This window comes from Zhongshania sp. R06B22 (assembly GCF_040892595.1).
GTDB lineage: Bacteria > Pseudomonadota > Gammaproteobacteria > Pseudomonadales > Spongiibacteraceae > Spongiibacter > Spongiibacter arctica.
Window position 1 is genome coordinate 3,358,226 of sequence record NZ_JBFRYB010000001.1, and the last position, 25,999, is coordinate 3,384,224.

Consider the following 25,999-nt stretch of genomic DNA (forward strand, 5'->3'; position numbering starts at 1 on the left):
TCACATGAGCCATAACGACTGGCTCGCCATTGCCTTAACACTCAAATTAGCGGGCTTAACAACGCTTATTTTATTAGTCATTGGCACGCCACTGGCGTGGTGGCTAGCGCATACCCGCGTTCGTATTAAACCGGTATTAGAGGCCATCATCGCCCTACCTCTGGTACTGCCACCCACCGTTTTAGGCTTTTACTTACTTATTGCCTTTGCACCGAACTCAGCCATCGCTCAATTCTGGCAACTATTAACCGGTGGCACGCTGGCCTTTAGCTTTAGCGCACTGGTCATTGCCTCGGTAATTTATTCCCTGCCCTTTGTAGTCCAGCCCTTGCAGAGTGGCTTTCAGCAACTGTCCAAACCATTAATAGAGGCCTCTGCCAGCCTAGGCGCAGGCCCCATCGACCGTTTCTTCAGTGTCATTTTACCGCTGTGTCGCAGCAATTTTTTAGTGGCCAGCACCCTCGGCTTTGCCCACACCGTCGGCGAATTCGGGGTGGTCTTAATGATTGGCGGCAATATACCCGGCGAGACTCAGGTCCTTTCCATCGCACTTTATGAGCGGGTGGAGTCTTTGCAATACGACACCGCGCACTGGTTGGCCGGCGGACTTATCGCCTTCTCCTTACTGGTGCTGAGCTTTGTGTATTTGGTAAATGGCTACCGTGTCGTCACATCCCCAGTGCAAAACAGTGAGACCGCTAAATGAGTCTCCTGCTATCTCTGCACAAGCAACTCGGCGACTTCAATCTCGATATTGATACGGCATTGCCAAGCTCGGGGGTTACTGCAATTTGCGGACCCAGTGGCAGCGGTAAGACAAGCCTACTTCGCTGCATCGCCGGTTTAGATATCGCCCCCAAAGGCATGGTGCAATTTGTAGGACAAGACTGGCAAACGGAGCGTCGCACCCTAAAAACAGAACACCGCGGTATTGGGCTTGTTTTTCAAGACGCGCAATTATTCCCGCACCTCACCGTGGCCGGCAACCTTGAGTATGCTCGCAAACGGCAATTTAATAGTGCCGGACCGTCAACTGAGCAAGTGTGTGACTGGCTACAAATTACGCCACTGTTAAATCGCTCCATCACCAAACTTTCTGGCGGCGAACGCAAGCGTGTTGCCATCGCCCGCGCACTGCTTCGTCACCCCCAAATTCTGCTGATGGATGAGCCACTGGCGGGCCTGCACGACAGTGCCAGAGAACAAATGCTTGATGTGCTGCAATCGTTAGCCAAACACTTAGCCATTCCCGTTTTGTATGTCAGTCATAGTTTTCATGAAATTAGCCGCCTGGCCGATCACGTTATTTTATTGGAAAACGGCCAGCTCATTGCCGAAGGCGATCTGATCAGCCTAAGCACTCGACTAGACCTGCCCCTCAGCCATCAGCAGGGCGCCGGGGCAGTGCTTAGCGCGCAGCTAGTGGAGCACGATGTAGATTACCAGCTCAGTACAATAGCGCTGGATACTGATCACCAGCTCACCATCAAGCAGATTAGCGCCCCAAAAGGCCAAGCTCTGCGCCTATTTGTGGCCGCAAGAGACGTTAGCATTAACTTAGAAGCACCTCAGAAAAGCAGCATAATGAATATTATGCCATGCACTATTGACGCTATCGAACACCATTCAACAGCGTCTTTAAGCGCCCAGCTCACCATTCGTTTAAAGCTAAACGAGCAATATGTGTTGGCGCATATCACCCGTAAATCCTGTGACCGCCTGCAACTTCAAGAAGGCCAACGCATCTTTGCGCAGATTAAAACTGTCGCCTTAATCAATGAATACGGGCCTACAATATGAGCACGCTAGAACAAATCGATTTCACCAACCTCAATCCCGATCGCGTCATCGACGCAGTTGAAAGCCTCGGCTATGTCAGCGATTTGCGCGTTTTTGCGCTCAATAGCTATGAAAATCGGGTGTATCAATTTGGCTTAGAAGAGAAAGAACCCATCGTGGTGAAATTCTATCGACCCGAGCGCTGGAGCGACGAACAGATATTAGAAGAACATCGCTTTACACAGCAGCTAGCCGATACCGACATACCCGTTATTCCACCCTGGCAAAATACCGCAGGTGACAGCCTATTTCATTTTGAAGGGTATCGCTTTGCCCTGTACCCACGCCGCGGCGGCCACGCGCCGGCATTGGATGATATGGACAATCTCTTCCAACTAGGCCGCCTGTTTGGTCGCTTACACTTGGTGGGCGCAAGCACAACATTCCAAGTCCGCCCCAAGCTCGATGTTGTCAGTTTTGGCGACGAAAGCCGTCGCGATATATTACTCGGTGTGATTCCTGACAGCCTGCAAGAGTCCTATGCAACAACGAGCGAGGATCTCTTAGTGCTTGTGCGCCAGCGCTTTAAAGACATTGCCCCCACGTATATTCGCACCCACGGCGACGGGCATGTCGGCAATATTTTGTCGCGCAGTGACGAGACATGGCTGGTAGACTTTGACGACAGCCGCATGGCACCGGCTATTCAAGATTTATGGATGTTCCTGTCCGGGGAACAAGACGCTCAGCAACGCGCCATCATGGAATTAGTGGAAGGCTATCAAGAGTTTTACGACTTTAATCCCCGAGAATTAGGGCTCATCGAGGCACTGCGAAGCTTGCGGATTATGCATCACGCCGCTTGGTTAGCGCGGCGCTGGGAAGATCCTGCTTTTCCCAAAGCCTTCCCTTGGTTTAATACCGAACGCTATTGGGGCGAACACATTCTACAATTAAGAGAGCAGCTGTCGTTGATGCAAGAACCCGCCTTACGCATGCCCTACTGAACGTTAAATTAGCGGGCACGCATGCCTACGCAGTTAATAATCTGCACCTTTGCGCTGCCCTGATCCAAGCCCCGAAGTTATACGTAGAGCTTGATTATATTTTCGGCACTCGCATACTAACATTCAGCGTTAGTTTCGTTGGTTTCGTCAATTTGATCTTCTAAACTAATAGTTATAATAAACATTCAGACCACTTTTGGGCCCCTGAGTACAATATAAGCTCGCCAGCATTAGTTTTTTATAACGGTTCAGGCCTGAAATCATAACAATCAGTATTAAGTCCGTCCTCTCGTCAGGGCGCAGGAGCCCAAATGTTTACTATCCGCGTAAATGGTGTTGCTCACACCGTCGATGCCAGCGAAGACAAACCTCTACTATGGGTGTTGAGAGAAAATCTAAAGTTAACAGGCACCAAATATGGCTGCGGACAAGCCCTATGTGGCGCGTGCACGGTGCACATTGATGGCCAGCCTACACGCTCCTGTGTGATGCCAATAAGCGCCGTTGGCGAAAAGCAAGTTCGCACAGTTGAAGACATCCGTAATGAGAACATCGGCAGCCTAGTACAACGTGCCTGGCAAGAACTAAATGTCCCCCAGTGCGGCTACTGTCAGTCGGGGCAAATTATGGCGGCAACAGCGCTATTAAAAGACAACAGCTCACCCAGCGATCAAGACATTGATAAAGCCATGTCAGGCAATATCTGTCGCTGCGGCACTTATCCGCGAATACGCCAAGCCATCCATAAAATCGCCACCGAGCAGCTATAGAGGTTGTTGCAATGACTAATTTAAAAAGCGTATCGCGTCGAGATTTTATCCGCGTTAGCGTGCTTGCCGGCGGCGGCCTACTGGTCGCGTGTGGCGGCGGCTCATCCGGCGGCAATGCTCCAAGCAACCCAAACGACAACGACGGCCCACCAACAACGCCTGCGGATGCCTTCCAAGTTGGCGAGTTCATGCGGATCAGTACCGACAACAAAATAACCATCCTCGTCGGCGCGGCAGAGATCGGCCAAGGCGCCCTCACGGCTATACCGATGATCGTCGCTGAAGAGCTTGACGCCGACTGGAGTCAAGTGACATCCGAGTTATCGCCGGTAGCGGCTAACTTTAACAATCCATATTTCCAAAACCTACTTCAATTCACCGTCGCAAGCTCCGCTGTTCGTGGTTATTTTGAAGGGCAACGCAGTGTCGGCGCCGCCGTTCGACAAATGCTGATCAATGCGGCAGCGAAACGCTGGGACGTCGAGGCAAGCACCCTCCGCACCGAAGCGAGCCACGTAATAGATGATATCGGCGGGCGCAGCGCTAGTTACGGTGAACTCTCTAGCGCGGCAGCTGAAGAAGCCATTCCCAACAACCCACCGTTAAAAGATCCGGCAAACTATCGCATCATCGGCACATCTCCACAGCGCTTAGACGCCGCCGACAAAACCGATGGTAGCTTTCAATACGGGATAGATGTTGATATCCCCAATATGCTCACCGCCGTTATTGCTCGGCCACCTAGATTCAACGGCCAAGCCCTTAATGTTGATGATAATGCCGCTCTTGCCGTTCCGGGGGTGAGAGGTGTTTATACTATTATCGGTGGGGTCGCCGTTGTCGCCGACGATTTTTGGGCTGCAGAAAAAGGCCGTAAAGCGCTCACGGTGCAATGGAACGAACTGCTAGCCGGCCGCACTGATTCCGATATCCAGCGCAGTGCCTATGAGCTCAGACTTAACATTCCGGGCCTTCCCATTAGAAACGATGGACTAGTGCTACTTGCGCAGACCTTAGCTAGCGAAACCCTAAGCGCAGACTATTACTTCCCCTTTATGGCTCACGCCGCCATGGAGCCACTGAATGTGGTCGTCGACTATGACGGCAGCAGCGCAGAGATTTGGACTGGCACCCAATCACCAACCCTAGACAAAATTTTTGCGGGCCTTGTTTTAGGTCTACTGCCAGGTCAAATTACGTTTCACGCCATGCCATCAGGCGGCGGCTTTGGACGCAGAGGTAACCCTCTTGCCGACTATGTACGCGACGCCTGCGCGGTAGCCAAGCAATTACAACAACCGGTAAAAGTCATTTGGACACGGGAAGATGACATGAAAGGTGGCTTCTATCGACCAGCCGCCGCCGTCAGAGTGTCCGCGTCTATCGACAGCGCCAACAATATCAGCGCATGGACCCATCGAGCAGTCACCCAAGATGTCACAGCAAGTCTTTATGGCGAAAACCTTCTCGATAACCTCGCTGATTTCACCTTACCTCCGCTTAGGGAGTTAACTGATTTTGATACCGGTATGCCCTACAAAATAGACAATGTGCTGATGGACGCCCATATCACTGCCAATCCCACCATGCCAGCACTGTGGATGCGCTCGGTCAATAAATTTTCAGACGTATTTGCACAAGAGACCTTTGTAGATGAACTGGCAATGAAAGTGGGCAAAAATCCCTACAACTTTCGGCGCGATTTGCTCTCAGAAAAACCACGCCACCGCGCGGTGCTAGACGCCGTCGCCGAGGCTGCTGGCTGGGGTTTTAGCGCCGCCGGAATCAGTCAAGGTATTGCTGTGATGGGACACTGGAATAGCTTTGTTGCACAGGTCGTTGAAGTGTCTGTCTCTGCAAATAGAGAGCTTACCGTCCATCGCGTCGTTAGCGCCGTAGATTGCGGTACTGCGGTGAATCCAGATTTAGTAATAGCCCAAGTCGAATCGGCAATTATTTTTGCGCTATCAAGTATTTTATTCGGTGAAATACTGTTAGAAAACGGTGTTGTTCAGCAAAGTAATTTTGATGATTATCCGGTTCTGCGCATGCATCAAACCCCGGTCATAGAAACCGTTATCGTCAACAGCGCTATGCCAGTGGGTGGCGTGGGCGAACTGGGCGTTCCCTGCGTAGGTCCGGCCCTTGCCAATGCCATTTACGGCGCCATTGGTGAGCGTATTCGAGAGCTGCCGCTCACCCGCAGTAATTTTATAATCGCCTAATCAGGGAGCTGACTATGACACTAAATTCCGCATCTAAGGCTCGCTGGCTGATGGCACTAACCGTTTTCATCACCGCGGCTCTAACAAATGGTAATGCACTCGCGCAATCCCCATTATTCGAGCCGCTTTACGAGGTTTTAACTCACCCAAGGTGCATGAATTGTCATACCGTCACAGACTTTCCACGACAGGGTGACGAACGCCGCCGCCATGACCAATTAGTTGTCAGGGGCGCTGACAACCATGGTGCGCCTACGCTGCAGTGCTCCGCCTGTCATCAAGACGAAAATGTGGCCGACGATGCCGTGCCAGGCGCCCCCCACTGGGCCCTAGCGCCGTTAAGCATGGGCTGGGAGGGCTTGGATGAACGCGGACTTTGTAATGCCCTTAAAGATACCAGCAAAAACGGCAATCGCAGCCTAGAGGACTTATTCGAACATATGACCAAAGACGAATTAGTGTTGTGGGGCTGGACGCCGGGCAGTAATCGCACTACCCCGCCACTTAGCCAGACAGACTTTGAAGAAGCGTTAAAAGCATGGGTCGAAGCCGGCGGGCCTTGTTAAATTAGTCCTTTTTAATACGCCTCTATCGACGTCATTAAAGGCTTACCGCGTGTTGGCTTGGCGGCACTGGTAATTTGCTATGGGTTTTCAATGCCGGGTAGCTTATTTAAGAGGCTTGTCTTTCATGTCGCGCAAATTACTAATCACCGATTCCAATGCCCGATCAAACAGTCGATCATCATCGATAAGCGCTATGGATTGATCGATAAGCGCCGCTTCTAACTCACTGCGGTTAAGCTCGGCGACCTTAATCCCCGAACGGTTTACAAAAATATATTTACCAATGCCATTGATAACGGCGGCTAAACGACAGCGCAGTATACGACCATCGTCCTGACGAAAATCAACCCAATTACCCACCCGCAAGGTTTGTATCCTGTTGGCCAACTCATCAGTCGTTTGCTGATGATTTTCCTTTGCTTTTTCAACATCTAGCTGCGGCGCTAATGGCACAGAATGGGCCTTGGAGGCAGGCCAAGCGTCATCGTCATCGAGGGTTTCAGCCAGCGACGCATCCAAATTCGCCAAATCTGCCTCATCAAAACTGGTGTCGCTCTCAGGCGCTGCAGTACCTTGGCCTTCAAGCCCCGCATCTCGTGGCGACGCCTTGCGCGAATCCCGCGAAGGCGTACTCTTCCGACTAAGCTTGGCGAGATGCAGCCGCTCTAGCTGCTCAAACCAGCGATCAGTTTCGAAGGAATTTAATGAAACTCGTGTAAACCCCAAGCGCAAGGTTTCAACCAACACTGGCAAGGTGGATATCAGTTCGTTTCGATGACCCACATCATCAGAGGGCATGACGCTCCATAGCAAGCGCTCAATCAAACCAGCATCGTCGTTAAAGCGTTCGCTATCTTTACCATGCTGGATATAACTCAGAAATAAAACCTTGCTCCAGCCCAGCTGCAATATTTTAGTTACCACCGGCGGGCAATCAACACCACCCAATTTTCGCTCTAAAATGGCCGCTATATGCATACGCGCATTTTCAGCGGCCGCCTTCCCGTCTTCCGCGTCTACCGTCCTACGCGCAACCAACTCCGCTCGCCGCTGGGCTTTCTCATTAAAAGATAAAAAGTTATCGCAGGCGTCGGCAAAGACCTGAGTATCTACACCAAAATCACGCAAGATACACATCACGACTTCTTCGGTTTTCTTATACAGCGGATCCCGCTCTGCAGCCGCCACAGGCGACCAACCAATACCTGCACTAACCAGGGCACTTAGTAATTTGCGCGCCGGATGCTCATCATGACTAAAAAGGCCCTTATCTAGCATTGCCATTTTTAATACCGGAATCTGCAAGCGGGCAATAAGTCCCTTCAAAGACTCGGCTAAAGCATCACCATCCAGAATAAATTGAAACAGGGCGCCGACGAAATTAATGGTATCTTGATCACGCTGACGCGAAAGTGCCGACACATCGGTATTAGCAACCAAGTTCACCTGCTGCAAGCGCCCTACTAACTTTTGCGCCATAACATCAAAGTCGGTTTGCGCTGAACCGCCCGATGAGTTTTTTACATTGAATTGATCGAATTGCTCATGTTGCATTTCCTGCAGCGCTACCATGAAAGAAGGCTTAGACATCGACGTCTTGGACCCACCAGTCTCGCCACCCTTCCCCAGCAAAGTATCTATCGCATCAAACAAATGCGTGACCAATTCCGCTGACTGCGAACTTTGCGGCGACGCACTCTGCGACTCCTGCTCTGCCGATAACTCAGTATTATCATCCTCTGATTTAGGCGCAGAACTCGCTGATTTTTTCTCAAGCGTTTCCAGCGGTAAACCCTGGGCAGCTAGCACCGGAACCAGCAGTTGGTATAGCTCCCCAAAACCGGCAATCACTTTGGCATCAAAAATCTTAAAAACAATTAGTTTAGCTTTAATATCTATATCTAGTGATTGACAAGCAACACCCAGAGCGGAGGCTATTTTTGCAGGCCCCATTGGTAATTCTTTTGCAGCAAGCAACGGGCCGCTAACAACCTGTTGCCAGGCGGTACATAAAATCCAGACTTCGTGGAGAAAACGGCGCTCCGCTTTATTTGCCATGCCTTCAAGTGCAATCAGCTCTTCAAGTGCTTCTGACTCCAATAATTTAAGTTTGGCTTGACCTCGCTCCAACGACGACGCCACATGGTTATTCGACACCATGGCGACAAACGCTGTGATAAACGCCTCGGAAAAACCCTTTTCAATGCTCTCACGATTAACTCTAATCTCACGCATAGCATCAAAATAAAGGTGCTGTTCGCGAGCATTACTCGCTTCGTCAGCCAGCTCGAACAAGCGGTCATCAACTTCATCAAGGAATACCGTCATACGACCTTGTAAAAAACCACAAGCCTTATCACGTATTGCCGCCAACGCATCGGGCAATGGAACGGCAGCAACAGTCGACTCTCGTCGAGCGTTTAATTTCACTACCTTGGAAGTGGGGTCAGTCATAAAAAGCTATTCTTTTAAATGAAATTACAAGAGTAAAACCTATGGTTATCAACACCTTCACCCATAAGTCGTCGCAAACTATAGAAAGTGCCGACTGCGGTATAGTTATACGTTAAAAGGTCTTTCCGCAGCCATTGTTACAACTACTTATGATGAGCAACAAACTACTACAAATAGGGCACATTTAAGCGTGTCCTGATAGAATACACAACTGCCCTTTTTATTAATCCATCGGCTTGGAAAAATACCATGCAATTTTCAGATGCTTTGCAGCGCGACATCACTGAGACCGTGCGTTTCGCGCTTGCAGAGGATATCGGTAGCGGTGACATTACAGCCCAACTTATCCCCGCCAACCACACCGCGACCGCACGCATTATTACCCGCGAAGCCGCCGTTATTTGCGGCGTTAATTGGGTCAACGAAGTTTTTCAACAGATTGATAACTCGGTCACAATTACCTGGCATATCGCAGACGGCGACTATGTTGCCGCCAACAGTATTTTATTTGAGTTAAACGGCCCGGCTCGCTCGCTGTTGACTGGCGAGCGCACCGCCCTAAATTTCCTACAATTACTGTCGGGTACGGCCACCCTCTGCAAGCAATACTCAGATTTGGTCGCTCACACCAAAGTAAGGTTGTTGGATACTCGAAAAACCATACCGGGATTGCGAACAGCACAAAAGTACGCGGTGAGCTGCGGGGGCTGCCACAATCACAGAATTGGCTTATATGACGCCTTTCTAATTAAAGAGAATCACATTGCCGCCTGCGGTGGTATCGGTGCAGCGATTGCTACAGCTAGAGATATTGCGCCACTAAAACCCATAGAAGTTGAAGTAGAGAGTCTCACTGAACTAGAGATTGCACTGAATAGCGACGCCGACATTATTATGCTCGACAACTTCAGTCTCGACGATATGCGTGAAGGTGTAGCCATCACTGCAGGCCGCGCTAAGTTGGAAGCCTCCGGCAATGTTAGCACCCAAACATTAGCGGCAATCGCAGAAACCGGTGTCGATTTTATTTCAATTGGCGCACTAACAAAACATGCCCAAGCCATAGATCTGTCTATGCGCTTTATTTAAAGCGCCGCATGGCAATAGCACCGCGGCAAACCGGAAATTATCGCTACTGAGTATAGGAGACATCGGTGCTAAAAAATGTACTTAGTGATAAAGCCACCAGACTTTTCATTGTGCTCGGGGGCTTTTTTGTTGCCAATGCGATACTCGCAGAATTAGTTGGCGTTAAAATTTTCTCGCTAGAACATAGCCTCGGTATTCCCCCTCTAAATTTCAATGCATTCGGTATAGATGGACTGGCGTTTAATTTGACGACAGGGGTTTTACTGTGGCCCTTTGTGTTTGTGCTGACCGATTTGATTAACGAATACTATGGCAAACGCGGGGTTCGCTTACTCTCGTATTTAACATCGGGGCTCATCATATATGCCTTCGCCATGGTCTTTATTGGCATACACCTCACACCTGCCGACTTCTGGCCCCAATCTCATATCAACCCAAGCCTGCCTTTAGAGGAGCAAGCGGCACTGCGCAGCCAAGTTGGCGATTACAACGCCGCCTTTAAGTTAGTCTTTGGCCAGGGCCTCTGGATTATCATCGGCTCATTGATTGCTTTCCTCATTGGCCAAATTATTGATATCACCGTCTTTCAGCGCGTGAAGCAAATCACCGGCGAAGGCATGATATGGCTGCGGGCAACCGGTTCCACCCTAATCAGCCAATTCATTGATAGCTTTGTGGTGTTGTTTATTGCCTTTTACATTGGTGCCGACTGGAGCCTACAGCTGGTGCTGGCCATTGGTGTGGTAAATTATATTTATAAGTTTCTAATGGCAATATTACTGACGCCACTGCTGTACGCAGTGCACTACGTCATTGAAAGATACCTAGGCGCTGAAAAGGCCGCGGCAATGAAACATGAGGCGATGTTAGAACCGTAGAACGCGGATACTCTTGTTAACTCGTGATGTGCCCCGCCTGAGGCCGCAAGACAATATCTTCCACCACCACATTGCGGTCCATGCGATAGATATCTAAAAAGGCGCGAGCCACATCTTCAGCGGGCATTAACTGCGCCTTAGCAACACCAGATGCCTGCCAAGATGGCGAGTACGTCGGCCCCGGAGAAACACATGAAACGCGAATACCTTTGCCTCGTACTTCTTCGCGCAGTGCTTTCGTAAACCCGCTCACCGCATGTTTAGCCGCACAATAGGCTGACACGCCAGCATAGCCTTCAAAGCCAGCAGTTGATGACATATTAAAAATATCACCCGACTGCCGCGCTAACATGCTTGGCAATACCATTCGGCTCAATAGAAATGTACTGCGCACGTTTACCGCAATAACATGGTCGAAATCTGCTGCCGTCATATCCTGAATAGCCGCGCCATGCCAACTACCGGCATTATTAATCAACACCGCGACGTCGCCCATATCGCGCTGCAATGCCAGTGAAAAATCGTTTACTTGCTGCTCATCGCTAACATCAACCGCGTAGCACCGCACCTCAGCGGCAGCGCCGCAATTGCCTGCCACCTGCTCCAGTGCGGTCTTATTTCTCGCCACCAAGGCCAAGCGCAGCGGAAAACCTGCGTTTGCAAAACACACGGCAATGGCGGCACCAATGCCTTGAGAGGCCCCACTGATAACAAAGAGAGGCGCTAAAGATTGTGCAGACATAGGACCTCACAAAATAGTTCAGGCACGTCACGTAGCCGAAAATTGTATGCCTAGCAACGCTAGGCATATTCAATAGATCAAACATCAAAAGCAATACGAGATTTCTAGGAGGAGATACTGGCACCTACAAGCCAAAGCCGATCACGCGCATTAGTATCGCTACTAAATCGACACTACATCGACTTTAACAAGCTAAAGTCGACTTGCTTGTCAGCATGGTAAGAAGAGCGAACCAGCGGACCGCTGGCAACGCTTTTAAAACCAAGTTCGTTGGCAATTCGGCCAAACTCGTCGAACTCTTCCGGCGTCACAAAGCGCTCAACCGCCAAATGATCACGGCTGGGTTGCAAATATTGGCCCATGGTAATCATGTCGATATCATGGGCACGCATATCTTTCATTACTTGGATCAGCTCTTCCGCGGTTTCGCCCAAGCCCAACATCAGACCAGATTTGGTCAATACATCAGGACGCCGCTCTTTGTATTTTTTAAGCAAATCTAAAGACCACTGGTAATCCGAGCCAGGGCGTATTTTTTTATACAGACTCGGTACCGACTCAAGATTGTGATTAAACACGTCAGGCGCTTCTTTCTCTAAAATATCTAGCGCCACATCCATTCGGCCACGAAAATCTGGCACCAAAATTTCAATCCGAACCTCAGGACTGAGGGCGCGGGTTTCACGAATGCAGTCGGCAAAATGCTGGGCGCCGCCGTCGCGTAAATCATCGCGGTCCACAGATGTCACCACCACATATTTTAATTTCATTTCGGCGATGGCTTCAGCGAGCTCGCGCGGCTCGTTCTCTGCTAAGGCATTGGGACGACCGTGAGCGACATCGCAAAAGGGACAGCGACGGGTACAAATTTCGCCCATAATCATGAAGGTGGCGGTACCCGCGCTAAAACACTCGCCCAAATTTGGGCAGGCAGCCTCTTCGCATACCGAGGCCAGTTTATGTTTGCGAAGGATACGTTTAATCCGACCCACTTCAGGACCGGTCGACATTTTGACGCGTATCCAAGATGGCTTAGTGGGCAATTCAATCGTCGGAATCACTTTAATCGGAATACGTGCTACTTTCTCCGCACCACGCAATTTCTCACCCTGAACCACTTTTTTAGCAGCGGCCTTCGATACCAGGCCTACGGCGCTGTCAGTTTCTGATTTCATAAAACCCCTGATGCGTCGGGCAAGCAGTGCTCGCTCACTTCCCGACGGTGTAAATAGCCTAATAAATTAGCCAACTCTGCCCCAAGTCTATCGGCAAGTTCATTCTGCGACTGCGGCTCCGCCGCGCTTTGACGGCGAATATCAGTCACTTCCATGCCCTGATGGCCGCAGGGATTGATGCGCTGAAACACGCTGAGGTCCATATCAATATTCAAACTCAGACCGTGGAAAGTGCTACCGCGCCGCACCCGCAAACCCAATTGCGCTATTTTGGCGCCGTTTTCAACGTAGACGCCGGGCGCGTCGGAACGCGGGTGCGAGACTATGCTCACGCTCGCCAACACAGCCACAATACTGTTTTCTATCGCCGTTACAAGGTCGCGGATACCAATACTCAAACGCCGCAAGTCTATCAAAACATAGCCTACCAACTGACCAGGCCCGTGGTAGGTCACTTGGCCACCGCGATCAACTTGTACCACCGGAATATCCCCCGGCATCAATATATGCTCCGGCTTTCCAGCTTGACCCTGGGTAAATACCGCATCATGTTCCAAAAACCACAACTCGTCAGGGCTATTAACATCCCGAATATCGGTATAGTGCTGCATTGCACGCCATACAGGCTCATAGGGTTGGCGGCCAAGTTTACGCACCCAAAGGGTATCTGGCCTGCTCATTTAAAGAACCATCTTAACAATGCCGGTTGCTTTCAATTCGGCAAATATTGTGTCGAGCTGCGGCTTACCCGTCGCGGTAATCACCACCGTCACCGATAAAAACCGACCCTCGCTACTTTCGCGTTCAGTCATCTGCGACTCGTCAATATCCCCCGCATTAGCGCGCATAATATCAATGACTCTCTGGCGTAAACCCTCGCCAGCAACGCCGATGACTTTTATTGGATATTGACAGGGAAACTCCAGCGTTGGATTGCCAGTTTCGGCTTCCCGGGATTCGGTCATAGTAAATTTATTCATAATACTGCTCGCGCGAGATTGCCCCCGCGCATTATCAAGTGATCAAGAAATCAGGTTAACAAAGAACAACACAATACTATCCCAAAGACGCTTTAAAATGCCGCCTTCCTCAACAGCCTGTAACGCCACCAGCGGCACCCGCAGTCTTTCTGCACCCGCCAAACTAACAACTAGCTCGCCATACTCTTGGTCCGCTGTAATCGGCGCAATCAACACTTCATCAACATTTAGCTGAGCATTAAGCGCGTCGCTCTTACCGCGAGGAATAGTAATAAAGACGTCTTTCTGCACCCCCAAACTCACTTCGTCGCTATCGCCCTTCCAAACTTTAGAGCGCGTTAACTCCGTGCCACCAGCGTAAAGCTGGTGGGTTTCAAAATAGCGGAAGCCGTAGGAAAGTAGTTTTTGGGTTTCACGCTCCCGAGCCTTAGCACTGCTGGTGCCCATGACCACAGAAATCAAACGCATACCCTCGCGCTTAGCAGACGTAACCAAACAATATCCAGCGTCGACAGTATGGCCGGTTTTTAATCCATCAACACTCGGATCACTCCACAACAGACCATTGCGATTACTTTGCCGAATATTATTAAAAACAAAATCGCGCTCGCTATAAAGTGCATATTCATTTTTGTAAGCAATGATTGCATTGGCCAAAGTCGCTAAATCTCGCACCGAGATGTAGTGATCTGGATGTGGTAAACCATGAGAGTTAGCGAAGTGGCTATTGCTCATGCCAAGCATCGCCGCGTGCTGGTTCATCATGCCAGCAAAGGCATCTTCACTGCCGGCAAGATGCTCTGCAACCGCAACACTGGAATCGTTACCAGAGGAAATCACCACGCCTTTATGTAAGTCACCAAGGGATACCTGCTTACCTACCTCGATCCACATTAGTGATGAACCGTTAAATATCGGGTTCTGTGCCCACGCATTTTTACTAATGGTGACCATATCATCGTTACTAACTTGACCACGTTCTAGCTCGTAGGACAGCACATAGCTAGTCATCAACTTAGTTAAACTGGCCGGTGGCATACGCTCGTCGGCATTGTGTTCAATCAACACCTCGCCGCTATTGGCGTCCATCAAAAAATAAGCCGATGCCGCGATACTTGGCGCAGCAGGAACCAAATCTGGCTGCGCAACGACGCTCGAGGATAAAACGACCGTTGCCGCGAAGACTGCAAACACTTGCTTAAACATAAGACCCTTTTCTGTTCTCGTTAACTTGATGAGTCACCGGCTTCAACCACTAAATGGGATTCACCGGACCATTGTTGTTGTAATACTTTTTTCGCAGCCTGCGCTGAATAATAATCTACAAAGGGCCCCACTCTGACGCGATGCATCGCCGCCCCTCGATCGCTGCTGCTGGCAATCACGACGGGAAAAGCCAAACCTTCACTCAGCTTCTGCTGCAAGGCGTTTGCAGAAGTAAGTTGCGAGAAAGCAGCTACCTGCAAATAGTAACGTGCCGCCTCACGAGATGCCGCATGGGTATTATCCGTATCAATGACTTCAATTTCTACCCGCGCCGTTCCCCGTTTCGCATAACCAAGCTTCACCGCTGCCGCATATGACAGGTCAATGATACGATCAGAGTGAAACGGGCCGCGATCATTTACCCTCACAATAGCCGTTCGGCCATTATCCAAATTTGTCACTTTGACATAGACTGGAATCGGCAGCGTGCGGTGGGCTGCAGTCATCTCATAGAGACTGTAGATTTCGCCGTTAGACGTTGCGTGACCATGAAACTTGGTGCCATACCACGAGGCAATACCGCGCTCTTTAAAGCCTCGATGCTGATCGACTAAACGATACTCTTTGCCATTGACCTTATAGGGACTAATATTTCCCGCCACTCGCAGCACTTCATGCCGCGGCTGAGCATCCGCAATCATATTTGGATCTAAAGTCTGCAGTGGCGCACCATCTTGCTCTATTTGATACCGCGACTTACCTTGGCCCACAGGGGCACCACGGTTCCCCGCGTCAGCAGAGGACGTATCTCCTTGTTTACTCGATGGCAGGGGCGCGCAGCCAACCGCTAGCAATAACGCAGCTATAGCAACAACACCATATTTCAAGGTGCGGATGCCTTAGCCATTTCAGCAGCAATCAATTCGCTTAGCTGGTAGGCCGCCATCGCGTACATTGAACTGTGGTTATAGCGGGTAATCACATAAAAATTCTGCAAGCCTATCCAGTACTCGGCGCCTTTGTCGCCATCTAACTTCATCGCCGTCGCTTTTTGCTCAGGCGCCAAAGCGCGATCACCAGTAATGCCCGCAGCCTTTAACTCTGCAATGGTTTTCTCAGGCTTAAGCCCGGCATTAAATAAGCTCTCATCAACGCCATCTTTGACCACCGCCGGGCTCACGACAGGTTCGTTTAAACGCCAGCCGTGGCGTTTAAAGTAATTAGCCACACTGCCAACAGCATCAACCGAACTATTTACGATGTCGACCTTGCCATCACCGTCAAAATCGACAGCATAAGCACGGTAGCTACTGGGGATAAATTGGCCATAACCCATTGCACCAGCGTAAGAACCTTTTAAGCTGAATGGCTCAATACCCTGTTCACGCACCATCAACATATATTCTTCGAGCTGACCCAGAAAGAAACTACTGCGACGCGGAAAATCAAAGCCTAAAGTCGCCAAGGCATCGACTACACGAAAACTGCCTTTATTGCGGCCATACCGGGTCTCAACGCCAATAATACCGACAATCATAGACGCGGGAACGCCGAATTCTTTTTCAGCTCGGGTCAACTCTTCGAGATGCTCCTGCCAAAACTCCACACCCTGAGCAACCCGAGAATCTTGGATAAAGATCTTCCGGTAACGCTCCCAGGTCATCACTGACTCTGCAGGCCGTGACATAGCATCCAATATCGATTGCTTAGCTTCCGACTGTTTTAAAATTGCCACCACCCAATCGCGGTCAAAATTATGCTCTTCAACCATTGTTTTAACGAAAGCCGCCGCGCCAGGATGACTGCTGTAGTCAGCCTGCGCCGCGTTGGTAATGAGCAGCGCCGCCACTGCAGCGCTGAAGATTTTTTTAACCATATGTCTGTGCTTGTTTTGTGTTTTCACGTCGCGTCCTATCATTATTGGTGCACCAAACGCTCATCGGCGCAAATACCCATCAAAACCCCAAATCCCACCAATAGAGTGACTAGTGAGGTTCCGCCTTGGCTAACTAATGGCAGGGGAACACCCACCACCGGTAATAAACCTGACACCATGCCCATATTTACAAATACATAGACAAAGAAAGTAAGAATAATACTCCCGCCTAAAAGTCGGCCGAAGCAATTTTTTGCTTGCGATGCTATCCACAGGCCCCGGCTGATAATCAAACCGTAGAGCAACAATAACAGCAATACCCCTCTAAGGCCGAATTCTTCAGCCAAAACCGCAATGATGAAATCAGTGTGGCTTTCCGGCAAAAAGTCCAAATGCGACTGGGTTCCCAACATCCAACCCTTACCCTCAAAACCGCCGGATCCGATCGCCGTTTTCGACTGAATAATATTCCAGCCAGCACCTAATTTATCGAGTTCTGGGTTCAATAATGTAAGGATACGCTGGCGCTGATAATCATGGAGGACAAACTCCCACATGGGATATGCCATCAGCGCCAATAGCCCAAGGCAAGAGGCAATAAATGTCCAACTGATACCCGCCAAAAACAACACAAAAATACCCGAAGCGGCGATCAGTATTGAGGTCCCTAAATCAGGCTGCATCACAATCATCACCGTGGGCAGCAATATCAGCAGCAAGCTGATCATGGTATGGCGGATACCTGGCGGTAATGGATGGCTTGAAAGATACCAAGCCACCGCCATCGGCAGTACTAACTTGGCCAGCTCTGATGGCTGAAAACGAAAGCCGCCTATCTCCAGCCACCGCTGCGCGCCCTTGGCGCCCACACCAGTAAGATCGACCGCCAGTAGCAGGATCAATACCCCGATGTACGCAAAGGGTGCCCAACGACGGAGCTGCTCGGGATGAAGCTGGGCAACTAAGAGCATGACGACAAAAGCGATAGACAGAAACCGGCCCTGTCTCAACACCGTGGCCATACTGCCATCACTGGCGCTATACAGCACCACCAGACCAACACCGCTTAAAATAAGCAATAAAATTAACAGCGGAATATCAATGCGCAGTCGTTGGCTAATACTGCGCTGACTGCTCATACTCCGGCTACTACCGGGCATTTGCCTTAAGAAGTCAGAATTATTCACTGGCGTCGACTCCCGCTACCGCATCCAAAAGCTGCCCCTTACTATCATGCGCAGTACCTAGAGATGGATCACCCAATAGATAGGCGTCAATCACCTTGCGCGCTGCCGGACCAGCAACGCTTCCACCATGTTCGCCATTTTCAAATACCACCGCCACCGCGATTTTTGGATCGCGGGCCGGCGCAAAGGCGATGAACAAAGCGTGATCACGATTCCGCTCACGCAAGGTACTTGAATCGTACTCTTCACCAGCCGCAATACCGACCACTTGCGCGGTGCCGCTTTTTCCAGCAAGACGATAGGCTAAACCCGCCTGCAAACTTCGACCGGTGCCACGGTCGCCATAGATAACCTGTTCCATTGAACGTGTAATACTATCCCAGTGTGCATCAGAGACATCCTCCATCTGACCCATGAGCGGCGCCACCACCGGCTCGTCGCCGACCGAAGACAACAAGCGAGGTGCATATAGATCGCCTCGCGAGGCAATGACTGAAGTCGCGACCGCCAGCTGCAAGGGGGTCGTCAACATAAATCCCTGACCAATGCCGACGTTAATCGTTTCGCCAGGGTACCAGTGGCTACCCCGACTTTTCTCCTTCCACGCCCGGGATGGCATCAAGCCCGAACGTTCATTGGTATTATCGATTCCAGTTGCGTCGCCAAGACCAAACCGCGTGCCAAAACTATGTAAACGGTCAATACCCAATTTATAAGCAAGTTCATAAAAATACACATCGCAAGATTCCACCACTGCCTGTTCTAAATCCACCGTGGCCCCGTGACCAGTGCGCTTCCAATCACGATACCGACGACTGTCGTCTGGCAAACTAAACCAACCCGGATCAGGGATACGGGTTGTCGGCTTAATCACACCGTAATGTAAACCTGCCAGCCCCCACATTGGTTTTATGGTTGATGCAGGCGGGTACTGTCCTTGTAAAGCACGATTAAATAAAGGCAGGTTCGGGTCATTTTGCAGACCCTTGTAATCAAGCGAACTAATACCATTCACAAACAAGTTAGTGTCATAGCTCGGGGCACTCACCATGGCGATAATCGCCCCGGTATGAGGTTCCATCGCAACAATAGCGCCGCGCTGTCCTTGCAATGCCTCATAGGCAACCCGCTGCACATAGGCATCTACGTTTAAGGTAATATCACCGCCGGGCAAAGGATCATGCCTTTCTAATACCCTTAAAATACGGCCATGGGCGTTACTTTCGACGTTTTGATAACCCACCGTGCCGTGCAGTAACTCCTCGTAATATTTTTCAAGACCAATTTTGCCAATGTGATGAGTCCCGCTATAATTTACTGGATCAATCACATCTAGCTCGCGCTCATTAATGCGCCCAACATAGCCCAGCATATGCGCAAATAACTCACCTTGCGGATAATGACGCACCAGCTGCGCATCAATTTCCACCCCCGGCACACGATGTCGATTTACCGCCAGCTTACCAATATCTTCCTCGCTAACCCGAAACTTCAAAGGCACGGCTTCATAGGGTCGGCGGCGACTTAGACGCTTGCGAAACTGTTCAATATCGTCATCAGATAAGGGGATAATTTCATTGATGATCGCCAAAGTATCATCCAGCGACTTCAAGCGTTCCTTCACCACGGTTAGCGTGTAACTAGGAATATTCTCGGCGAGCAGCAGACCATTGCGATCAAAGATCAGCCCGCGCTTAGGCGCAATCGGCAATAGCTGAATGCGATTGCGATCGGACTGGGTTTTATAAATTTCGTAATCAGAAATCTGTAACTGGGAATAGCGCCCTATCACGATCATCGTCATGGTCATCAGTATCAAGATTGATATGGTGACCCGGTAACGATAAACGCGACGTTCATAAAAGGTATTTTTGAGCTGCTGGCGTCTGGTCATATTACTCAGCCATCAGCGATGATAAGGGTGGTTATTGAGAATGGTCCATGCGCGATAAAGCTGCTCAGCGAATAGCACCCTCACCAAGGGATGCGGCAAAGTCATCGCCGACAGGGACCACTTTTGCTTAGCCACCGCCAAACATGAGGCGCTTAGTCCGTCTGGGCCGCCAACCAAGATACTGATATTGTCACCGTCCATCTGCCAGCTCCGCAGAGCCTCAGCCAAACCTTCAGTGCTTACCGCCTTACCTAAGACATCTAGGGCAATCACTCTATCGTCAGCTGGAATCGCCGCGATCATCGCATCACCCTCCTGGGCAATGGCACGGCGAATATCGGTATTCTTGCCCCGCTTAGGCAGGGGAAGTTCTTTAATCTCGAAATTAATTTCCGCCGGAAGACGCTTGCGATACTCCGCCACGCCGTCTTCAACCCAAGCCGGCATTTTAGTGCCGATACAAATAAGGCTAACTCTCATCGTTTCCCGGCACAGGTACCTGCCACAGACGCTCAAGATCATAAAATAAACGCGCTTCTGGCAGCATCACATGCACGACCACATCACCAAAATCTACCAGAACCCAGTCGCCGGCATTTTCGCCTTCGATTCCCAATGGCGTAATACCACGTTTCTTTACTTCCACCCAGACATTATTCGCCAGCGATTTAACATGGCGATTAGAGGTGCCACTGCACACCACCATAAAGTCGGTTACGCCACTTAGTCCGCGCACATCTAGGGCCACAATATCGCGACCTTTTACTTCTTCAAGCGAGTCGGTAACGAGCTTCTTTAATTGTTCAGCATCCATCAAACAGGAATTCCTATGTCTTTCACTGTGTATATAAACCGTGTTCAGCGATATAGTCCGCGACAACGTCGGGAACAAGGTAACGAATCGACCTGCCAGAGGCCAGCCGCTGTCTAATGTCCGTTGCCGATATCGGCAACTGAATCAAACCTAACTCAAAAAAACCACCGGCGCTTAGCACCGCTAACGCACTGGCCTTGTCAAGACGTCGCGCCTCAGCAAATTCAGCCACTGAGGCATCGGCCGCCAAGGGATGATCAGCGCGATGCAATAACAGCACATTAGCCAAATCAAACAGCGACCGCCAATCTTGCCAGCGATGTAATTGATTAAAGGCATCACTACCCATAACTACGGTGAGTGACACCGCCGCGCCCAGCTCAGCACGTAAATCCCGAAGCGTGTCGACCGTATAGGACGGCCCATCACGCAGCAATTCACGACCATCTGCATACAAACCTGATTCACCAGTTATAGCAGCGCTGACCATGGCTAAACGCTGGCTACTTTCAGCGCCGGGCTCACCACGCAGGGGTGGACGATGACTTGGCATCAACCTCAGTTCATCGACACCGAGCGCTTCTTTTATCTCTATTGCCGACCGTAAATGACCATTGTGAACGGGGTCAAAGGTGCCACCAAAAATGGCCACTGATCCACCCACGCCGTTTACTCCTGATGCTTGCGTCGACACGTCCGTCATTTAGACACGGATGTGACCGTCGCCCAACACAATATATTTCTGTGAGGTCAAACCTTCTAATCCGACTGGGCCACGGGCGTGAATTTTATCGGTCGAGATACCAATCTCAGCACCGAGGCCATATTCAAAGCCATCGGCAAACCGAGTCGAGGCGTTAATCATCACGGAACTAGAATCTACCTCGCGCAAAAACCGGCGACCGCTGGTATAGTTTTCGGTAACGATGGATTCGGTGTGCCCCGAGCTATACTGGGCGATATGGTCCATCGCTTGCTCTAATCCAGCCACCACCCGAATCGATAAAATTGGCGCAAGGTACTCGCTTGCCCAATCCTCATCGGTGGCATCGGTGGCGCCCATCAAAATCTGCCGAGTACGCGGACAGCCGCGCAACTCGACCCCTTTTTCAATCATGGCGTCAGCAATTCTAGGCAGCAATTCCTCAGCGCGACTCTCTGCGATAAGCAGAGTCTCCATGGTATTGCAGGTGCCATAACGATGGGTTTTGGCGTTTAAGGCAATAGCAAAGGCCTTGTCAGCATCGGCGGCATCATCAATATAAACATGGCATATACCATCTAGGTGTTTTATCACCGTTACAGTGGCATCACGGGCAATGCGCTCGATAAGCCCCTTGCCGCCCCGCGGCACCACCACATCGACAAATTCTGGCATGGTAATCAACTCACCCACGGCCGCTCTGTCGGTAGTTTCCAATACTTGCACAGCGGTTTCAGGCAAACCCGCCGCCTTTAAACCTTCACGGATACACAGGGCCAAAGCCTGATTGGAATGAATCGCCTCGGAGCCACCGCGCAAAATAGCCGCGTTACCCGACTTCAAACACAGACTAGCCGCCTCTAGGGTCACATTGGGCCGAGACTCATAAATAATGCCGATAACCCCGAGAGGTACCCGCATTTTGCCCACTTGAATACCACTGGGGCGATAATTCATGTCGCTGATAGCGCCAACCGGATCTGCCAGCGCAGCCACTTGGCCTAGCGCTTCAATAATACCGTCGATGCCCTTGGCATCTAAAGCCAATCTATCCATTAATGCCGCGTCTAAACCATTGGCCTCACCAGCGGCGAGATCTTTAGCGTTGGCTGCCAGTATGGCGTCGCGATGCGCATCAACTGCGGCCGCCATCGCCAGCAAAGCGCGATTTTTGACGCCACTGTCTGCAGCGGCCACTGCCCGCGATGCCTGCCGAGCTTGTCGCCCCAGCTGACTCATATACTGTTTAATATCCATTGATTCCGTCGTCTCCACACCAAACGTCGTGAAACGCAGGGGATTATTCACTGATGTCGCGCCAATCTACTACTCGGAAAGACGACACGCCCCAGCACATCTTGTCGCTGAAGATAAAAAAAGAGGGCTAGTATAACGGATTGGAAATGGTCTCACTATCGACAATCTCTACCGAGGGCATTAAGTCTAGCTAGCGAGACCGTCAAGAACCTCATGAAGTGCATCTAAACGACGCAGGGGATCATCAATACTCAATATTTGATACGACTGCTCTTCTGGCAGCGGTAAAAGCTGGGCAAGCCGATTAGCCAAAGCACCGGCCTCGTCAATATCGACAGCCATACCTAAGCGCTGCACATGGGGGTGCTCACCAAGCTGGCGAAGTAAATCACTTAATTCTTCACTGCGCTGCGGCAGCGGCTGCTCCGCTTGCTCTTGCAGCCAATCAATATCTGCCATATACAAACCGCCTTCTGCCTGACGCGCATGATTGATTTTGAAGCGGCGACCGCCTTCAACCACCACACCTAGAAGGCCATCCGGCAACTGATCCCAGTCGGCAATATGCGCCTCAGTCCCTATTAGCGCCAAACTGCTAGGTCGATCACCGGGTGACAGGACTTCCTTGCCCCCTTCCGGCATCCAAACTATGCCAAAGCTAGCTTGGGCGCGCAGAGTATCGCGCACCAGATCCAAATAGCGGCGCTCGAAAATCCGCAAACCCATACGCCCCCCAGGAAACAACACCGTTCGCAAGGGGAACAGAGGTAACTCGAAGCCCGTGATAGCCGCAGCAGCGTCTACCATTAGCCCTTCTCTCCCGCTTCAGGCCCTAGCGGTTTAATCACCAGAATGAGCTTTGGCAATAACAACATTGCGCCCAATAAAGCCGCAATCATCGCAAGCCCAGTTAGCAAACCAAAATAAATACTCGGCGTAAAATTAGACAGCGACAAAATTGAAAACCCGAATACTATAATAATTGAGGTGTAGTACATCGCCTTACCAATACTGGCATGGCTGCGATACATGGCCGCCAGATAATTGCGATCCAGCGCAAACTCTTGCTTAAAGCGGTGAACATAGTGAATGGTATCATCGACACCAATACCCACCGTGATCGCCGCAATGGTGATGGTCATCATATCCAGGGGAATTCCCACCAACCCCATACCACCCAATACCGCACCGGCTGCCAATAAATTTGGCGTTAGCGCAATAAACGCCAAGCTCAAGGAGCGGAACAACAACACAAACATCGCGAGTATCGCCACAAACACCGCGCTCAAGGTCATAATTTGCGAAGTAAACAGGCTTTGCAGCATATTGTTGTAGAGCACCAACATGCCGGTGAGATGAACCTGCTCGGGCTCAAAACCCAGTTCGTCAATTAAGTGGGCACGAATATCCGTTAATAACTGCTGGCGATGCAGCTCGCGGCTTGTTTCCTTAACCCGCACACTGATCCGCACCTGATCGACCTCTGCCGACAAATACGGATCCACCAAAATGGAAGTAATCGAGTCTGGTAGCGAACGTTGCGCCAGTGCTAACTGCAAATCATCGACGTTACCCATCACGATTTGCATCACATCGTAGAACGTTGCCAAAGACAGCACCTTTCCGGTTTCCGGAAGGCTATCTACGTAGTCATGCACCGACTGCACACGCTTCATGCCCGCAACCGTAAACCATTCACTCTGCGAGGCGCTGCTGCCGCCACCAAAGTCGCCGCCGAAGTCGTCACCAAAATCATCGCTGAAATCATTGGCGAAATCATTGCTAAACTCATTTTCAACCGCCGCGGTCTTAGCCACCGGCTTCTCTTTGGGGAGATCTAAAATAATATCCAGCGGGATGGTACCGCCCAGTTCCGAATCAATAGTCTCCATGCCCTGATAAATTTCTGTGGTGTCATGGAAATAATCAATAAAGCGGTTTTCTACTTTGAGCTGGGTAATTCCCCACACGCTCAGCGTTAACAAGCCCGCCGACACTAGCAATATTGTCTTGCCGTAATGCTCCGTTGCCGCCGCAAAATAGCGGGTAAACGTCGCCGAATCATCACTACCCCCAGTCTCAGCGCGAGGCTTTAACAACATCAGCACGCATGGCAACACAATGAATGTCATCGTCAGAGCTGCCAGCACACCTATTGTCATCATCCAGCCAAAATCAATAACCGGTCGGATTCCGCTTACTACCAGAGAGGCAAACGCCACCAAAGTCGTTAACGAGGTATAAATACAGGGCCGCAACATGATCCCGACAGTTTCGGAGACCAGGGTAAACTGATCAGCATTGGGTTGAGCCGCCGCATACTCACGAAAGCGCACCACCAAATGTATGGTTATCGAAAGGGTAATTATGAGCAACAACGCCACAAAGTTTGCAGAGATAACGGTCAAACGCCAATCTAAAAAGCTGAGCAGGCCCAGCATAAACACAACCGTCAGTACGCAGGTCGATAGCGGCAGCAGGGTCCACCGCCAACTGCGGAAAATGGTCGCTAATAAAACCACGATAAACAATAGAATACCGGTACCAAACACCCGCAAATCGCTTTTCACAAAGGCAATCATATCCACGGCAATCATCGGTACGCCGCCAAGAAACACCGTTGCATCGCCGCGGTAATCGTTAACAATAGTCCGCGCCTGCGCAACTAACTTTGCCTGTCGTTCATGAACCTCGGCAGTGTAATCTGCAAAGCTTGTTTCCAGCGTCGCAAGCTCGGTGTGCTCGGCGTCAGTTAAGGTGTTTTTGTCGGCCTTTAGCCGCAGTGCATCGCGCTCATCAAGCAACTCAAAATAACGTTCGTCACGCTGCAAATTAACCTGAAGTGCGGTAGTTCGCCCATCAGCACTGGTTAACAACGACTTATAAATTGGGCTAGTTGCCAGCTCTTGCTTAACCAGCTCGATATCGATCCCCGGTGTTCTCAAGGTCGGAATATCGCCGCCCGTTACCTGACCTAAAGACACCCGCGGGCTTTGCAATAAGGGCACATCTAGAATGGAATTAACGGAAGATACATTTGGCAGTGCGGCCATACGCCCGCGCAATTCATCGAGAGTTTTCAATTGCTCAGGAGCAAACAGGTCACTATTAGGCTGATAGGTCACCAGTAAGAAATCTTCCGAGCCGTAGCGCTTGCTAATTTCTCGGTAGTATTCAAGCGAGGTATCGCCTTCTAAAACCAGAGCATCAGCGGAGGCGTCTAGCTTCATGGTCGGAATATACGTTGCCAGCCAAGCTACGCCCCCTAATAGCAACACCATTACCCAAAAGGCATTTTTTAAAACAATGCGTTGATACAGTGAAAATAGCGCCGCAGACATGCCAAACCCTCAATAACTCGTTTATGCCGGAATGTTTTTATTTCCGGTCCTGGTTT

The 25,999-nt window shown here is 50.5% G+C and carries 24 protein-coding genes; 8 read left to right on the top strand and 16 right to left on the bottom strand.

What is annotated here, in order from left to right; genetic code table 11:
• The first annotated feature begins 4 nt into the window (after positions 1 to 4).
• The 6 genes from modB (at position 5) to AB4875_RS15205 (ending at position 6,347) form a co-directional block, all read left to right on the top strand.
• Entirely contained in the window at positions 5 to 706 is a 702-nt protein-coding gene (modB, locus tag AB4875_RS15180) for a molybdate ABC transporter permease subunit (RefSeq protein WP_368376902.1), read from the top strand.
• Positions 703 to 1,800 (top strand): molybdenum ABC transporter ATP-binding protein, encoded by a 1,098-nt coding sequence (gene modC, locus AB4875_RS15185; protein ID WP_368376903.1) that lies wholly within the window; start codon positions 703 to 705, stop codon positions 1,798 to 1,800. Before modB ends, modC begins: the two co-directional genes overlap by 4 nt.
• Positions 1,797 to 2,786 carry a serine/threonine protein kinase gene (locus AB4875_RS15190; protein WP_368376904.1) on the top strand — a complete coding sequence of 330 codons (990 nt, stop codon included), beginning with the start codon at positions 1,797 to 1,799 and terminating at the stop codon, positions 2,784 to 2,786. The genes modC and AB4875_RS15190 overlap by 4 nt, the downstream gene beginning before the upstream one ends.
• Before the next feature lie 311 nt (positions 2,787 to 3,097).
• On the top strand, positions 3,098 to 3,556 hold the full coding sequence (locus AB4875_RS15195) for a (2Fe-2S)-binding protein (RefSeq protein WP_368376905.1): 459 nt from the start codon (positions 3,098 to 3,100) through the stop codon (positions 3,554 to 3,556).
• An 11-nt stretch (positions 3,557 to 3,567) separates the two neighbouring features.
• Positions 3,568 to 5,781: a xanthine dehydrogenase family protein molybdopterin-binding subunit gene (locus AB4875_RS15200; RefSeq protein ID WP_368376906.1), complete on the top strand. Its 2,214-nt coding sequence runs from the start codon at positions 3,568 to 3,570 to the stop codon at positions 5,779 to 5,781.
• 14 nt (positions 5,782 to 5,795) lie between these two features.
• Positions 5,796 to 6,347, top strand: a complete 552-nt coding sequence (locus tag AB4875_RS15205) for a hypothetical protein (protein ID WP_368376907.1) — start codon at positions 5,796 to 5,798, stop codon at positions 6,345 to 6,347.
• Positions 6,348 to 6,449: 102 nt separating this feature from the next.
• Here AB4875_RS15205 and AB4875_RS15210 read toward each other — a convergent pair whose 3' ends face one another.
• Positions 6,450 to 8,801 (bottom strand): DUF1631 domain-containing protein, encoded by a 2,352-nt coding sequence (locus tag AB4875_RS15210; protein WP_368376908.1) that lies wholly within the window; start codon positions 8,799 to 8,801, stop codon positions 6,450 to 6,452.
• 249 nt (positions 8,802 to 9,050) lie between these two features.
• Here AB4875_RS15210 and nadC point away from each other — a divergent pair, with 249 nt between their 5' ends.
• Both nadC and AB4875_RS15220 read left to right on the top strand, forming a co-directional pair.
• Positions 9,051 to 9,890 (top strand): carboxylating nicotinate-nucleotide diphosphorylase, encoded by an 840-nt coding sequence (gene nadC / locus AB4875_RS15215; protein WP_368376909.1) that lies wholly within the window; start codon positions 9,051 to 9,053, stop codon positions 9,888 to 9,890.
• A 65-nt stretch (positions 9,891 to 9,955) separates the two neighbouring features.
• Positions 9,956 to 10,768, top strand: a complete 813-nt coding sequence (locus tag AB4875_RS15220; protein ID WP_368376910.1) for a queuosine precursor transporter — start codon at positions 9,956 to 9,958, stop codon at positions 10,766 to 10,768.
• Between the two features lie 16 nt (positions 10,769 to 10,784).
• Here the strand turns inward: AB4875_RS15220 and AB4875_RS15225 are convergent, their stop codons facing one another.
• From AB4875_RS15225 to AB4875_RS15295, 15 genes are all read right to left on the bottom strand, one after another.
• Positions 10,785 to 11,510, bottom strand: coding sequence for an SDR family oxidoreductase (locus tag AB4875_RS15225; protein WP_368376911.1), 726 nt, complete (start codon positions 11,508 to 11,510; stop codon positions 10,785 to 10,787).
• Positions 11,511 to 11,683: 173 nt separating this feature from the next.
• Positions 11,684 to 12,685: a lipoyl synthase gene (gene lipA, locus AB4875_RS15230; protein WP_368376912.1), complete on the bottom strand. Its 1,002-nt coding sequence runs from the start codon at positions 12,683 to 12,685 to the stop codon at positions 11,684 to 11,686.
• On the bottom strand, positions 12,682 to 13,365 hold the full coding sequence (gene lipB / locus AB4875_RS15235; RefSeq protein WP_368376913.1) for a lipoyl(octanoyl) transferase LipB: 684 nt from the start codon (positions 13,363 to 13,365) through the stop codon (positions 12,682 to 12,684). The genes lipA and lipB overlap by 4 nt, the downstream gene beginning before the upstream one ends.
• Positions 13,366 to 13,665 (bottom strand): HP0495 family protein, encoded by a 300-nt coding sequence (locus tag AB4875_RS15240; RefSeq protein WP_368376914.1) that lies wholly within the window; start codon positions 13,663 to 13,665, stop codon positions 13,366 to 13,368. It lies immediately after the preceding gene.
• 42 nt (positions 13,666 to 13,707) lie between these two features.
• On the bottom strand, positions 13,708 to 14,871 hold the full coding sequence (locus tag AB4875_RS15245) for a D-alanyl-D-alanine carboxypeptidase family protein (RefSeq protein WP_368376915.1): 1,164 nt from the start codon (positions 14,869 to 14,871) through the stop codon (positions 13,708 to 13,710).
• A gap of 20 nt (positions 14,872 to 14,891) precedes the next feature.
• Complete coding sequence (locus AB4875_RS15250) at positions 14,892 to 15,758, bottom strand: septal ring lytic transglycosylase RlpA family protein (RefSeq protein ID WP_368376916.1); 867 nt, start codon at positions 15,756 to 15,758, stop codon at positions 14,892 to 14,894.
• Complete coding sequence (gene mltB, locus AB4875_RS15255) at positions 15,755 to 16,747, bottom strand: lytic murein transglycosylase B (RefSeq protein ID WP_368377094.1); 993 nt, start codon at positions 16,745 to 16,747, stop codon at positions 15,755 to 15,757. The genes AB4875_RS15250 and mltB overlap by 4 nt, the downstream gene beginning before the upstream one ends.
• 41 nt (positions 16,748 to 16,788) lie before the next feature.
• Positions 16,789 to 17,934 (bottom strand): rod shape-determining protein RodA, encoded by a 1,146-nt coding sequence (gene rodA, locus AB4875_RS15260; RefSeq protein ID WP_368376917.1) that lies wholly within the window; start codon positions 17,932 to 17,934, stop codon positions 16,789 to 16,791.
• Positions 17,927 to 19,828: a penicillin-binding protein 2 gene (mrdA, locus tag AB4875_RS15265; RefSeq protein WP_368376918.1), complete on the bottom strand. Its 1,902-nt coding sequence runs from the start codon at positions 19,826 to 19,828 to the stop codon at positions 17,927 to 17,929. The genes rodA and mrdA overlap by 8 nt, the downstream gene beginning before the upstream one ends.
• A 12-nt stretch (positions 19,829 to 19,840) precedes the next feature.
• A complete protein-coding gene (gene rlmH / locus AB4875_RS15270) occupies positions 19,841 to 20,308 on the bottom strand; it encodes a 23S rRNA (pseudouridine(1915)-N(3))-methyltransferase RlmH (RefSeq protein WP_368376919.1) in 468 nt (155 codons plus the stop codon).
• Entirely contained in the window at positions 20,298 to 20,642 is a 345-nt protein-coding gene (rsfS, locus tag AB4875_RS15275; protein ID WP_368376920.1) for a ribosome silencing factor, read from the bottom strand. Before rsfS ends, rlmH begins: the two co-directional genes overlap by 11 nt.
• A 22-nt stretch (positions 20,643 to 20,664) precedes the next feature.
• Positions 20,665 to 21,306, bottom strand: a complete 642-nt coding sequence (gene nadD / locus AB4875_RS15280) for a nicotinate-nucleotide adenylyltransferase (RefSeq protein ID WP_368376921.1) — start codon at positions 21,304 to 21,306, stop codon at positions 20,665 to 20,667.
• 39 nt (positions 21,307 to 21,345) lie between these two features.
• On the bottom strand, positions 21,346 to 22,602 hold the full coding sequence (locus AB4875_RS15285; RefSeq protein ID WP_368377095.1) for a glutamate-5-semialdehyde dehydrogenase: 1,257 nt from the start codon (positions 22,600 to 22,602) through the stop codon (positions 21,346 to 21,348).
• 186 nt (positions 22,603 to 22,788) lie between these two features.
• Positions 22,789 to 23,409: an LON peptidase substrate-binding domain-containing protein gene (locus tag AB4875_RS15290; protein WP_368376922.1), complete on the bottom strand. Its 621-nt coding sequence runs from the start codon at positions 23,407 to 23,409 to the stop codon at positions 22,789 to 22,791.
• Positions 23,409 to 25,943 carry an efflux RND transporter permease subunit gene (locus AB4875_RS15295; RefSeq protein ID WP_368376923.1) on the bottom strand — a complete coding sequence of 845 codons (2,535 nt, stop codon included), beginning with the start codon at positions 25,941 to 25,943 and terminating at the stop codon, positions 23,409 to 23,411. The genes AB4875_RS15290 and AB4875_RS15295 overlap by 1 nt, the downstream gene beginning before the upstream one ends.
• Between the last annotated feature and the right edge of the window lie 56 nt (positions 25,944 to 25,999).

Coding starts and splice junctions, on each gene's coding strand:
- AB4875_RS15190 (WP_368376904.1), top strand. CDS start 1,797: ATGAGCACGCTAGAACAAATCGATTTCACCAACCTCAATCCCGATCGC.
- AB4875_RS15195 (WP_368376905.1), top strand. CDS start 3,098: ATGTTTACTATCCGCGTAAATGGTGTTGCTCACACCGTCGATGCCAGC.
- AB4875_RS15295 (WP_368376923.1), bottom strand. CDS start 25,943: ATGTCTGCGGCGCTATTTTCACTGTATCAACGCATTGTTTTAAAAAAT.
- AB4875_RS15240 (WP_368376914.1), bottom strand. CDS start 13,665: ATGAATAAATTTACTATGACCGAATCCCGGGAAGCCGAAACTGGCAAT.
- modB (WP_368376902.1), top strand. CDS start 5: ATGAGCCATAACGACTGGCTCGCCATTGCCTTAACACTCAAATTAGCG.
- modC (WP_368376903.1), top strand. CDS start 703: ATGAGTCTCCTGCTATCTCTGCACAAGCAACTCGGCGACTTCAATCTC.
- rsfS (WP_368376920.1), bottom strand. CDS start 20,642: ATGGATGCTGAACAATTAAAGAAGCTCGTTACCGACTCGCTTGAAGAA.
- lipA (WP_368376912.1), bottom strand. CDS start 12,685: ATGAAATCAGAAACTGACAGCGCCGTAGGCCTGGTATCGAAGGCCGCT.
- lipB (WP_368376913.1), bottom strand. CDS start 13,365: ATGAGCAGGCCAGATACCCTTTGGGTGCGTAAACTTGGCCGCCAACCC.
- nadC (WP_368376909.1), top strand. CDS start 9,051: ATGCAATTTTCAGATGCTTTGCAGCGCGACATCACTGAGACCGTGCGT.
- AB4875_RS15290 (WP_368376922.1), bottom strand. CDS start 23,409: ATGGTAGACGCTGCTGCGGCTATCACGGGCTTCGAGTTACCTCTGTTC.
- rlmH (WP_368376919.1), bottom strand. CDS start 20,308: ATGAGAGTTAGCCTTATTTGTATCGGCACTAAAATGCCGGCTTGGGTT.
- AB4875_RS15210 (WP_368376908.1), bottom strand. CDS start 8,801: ATGACTGACCCCACTTCCAAGGTAGTGAAATTAAACGCTCGACGAGAG.
- AB4875_RS15225 (WP_368376911.1), bottom strand. CDS start 11,510: ATGTCTGCACAATCTTTAGCGCCTCTCTTTGTTATCAGTGGGGCCTCT.
- AB4875_RS15285 (WP_368377095.1), bottom strand. CDS start 22,602: ATGGATATTAAACAGTATATGAGTCAGCTGGGGCGACAAGCTCGGCAG.
- mrdA (WP_368376918.1), bottom strand. CDS start 19,828: ATGACCAGACGCCAGCAGCTCAAAAATACCTTTTATGAACGTCGCGTT.
- AB4875_RS15205 (WP_368376907.1), top strand. CDS start 5,796: ATGACACTAAATTCCGCATCTAAGGCTCGCTGGCTGATGGCACTAACC.
- AB4875_RS15200 (WP_368376906.1), top strand. CDS start 3,568: ATGACTAATTTAAAAAGCGTATCGCGTCGAGATTTTATCCGCGTTAGC.
- mltB (WP_368377094.1), bottom strand. CDS start 16,747: ATGGTTAAAAAAATCTTCAGCGCTGCAGTGGCGGCGCTGCTCATTACC.
- AB4875_RS15245 (WP_368376915.1), bottom strand. CDS start 14,871: ATGTTTAAGCAAGTGTTTGCAGTCTTCGCGGCAACGGTCGTTTTATCC.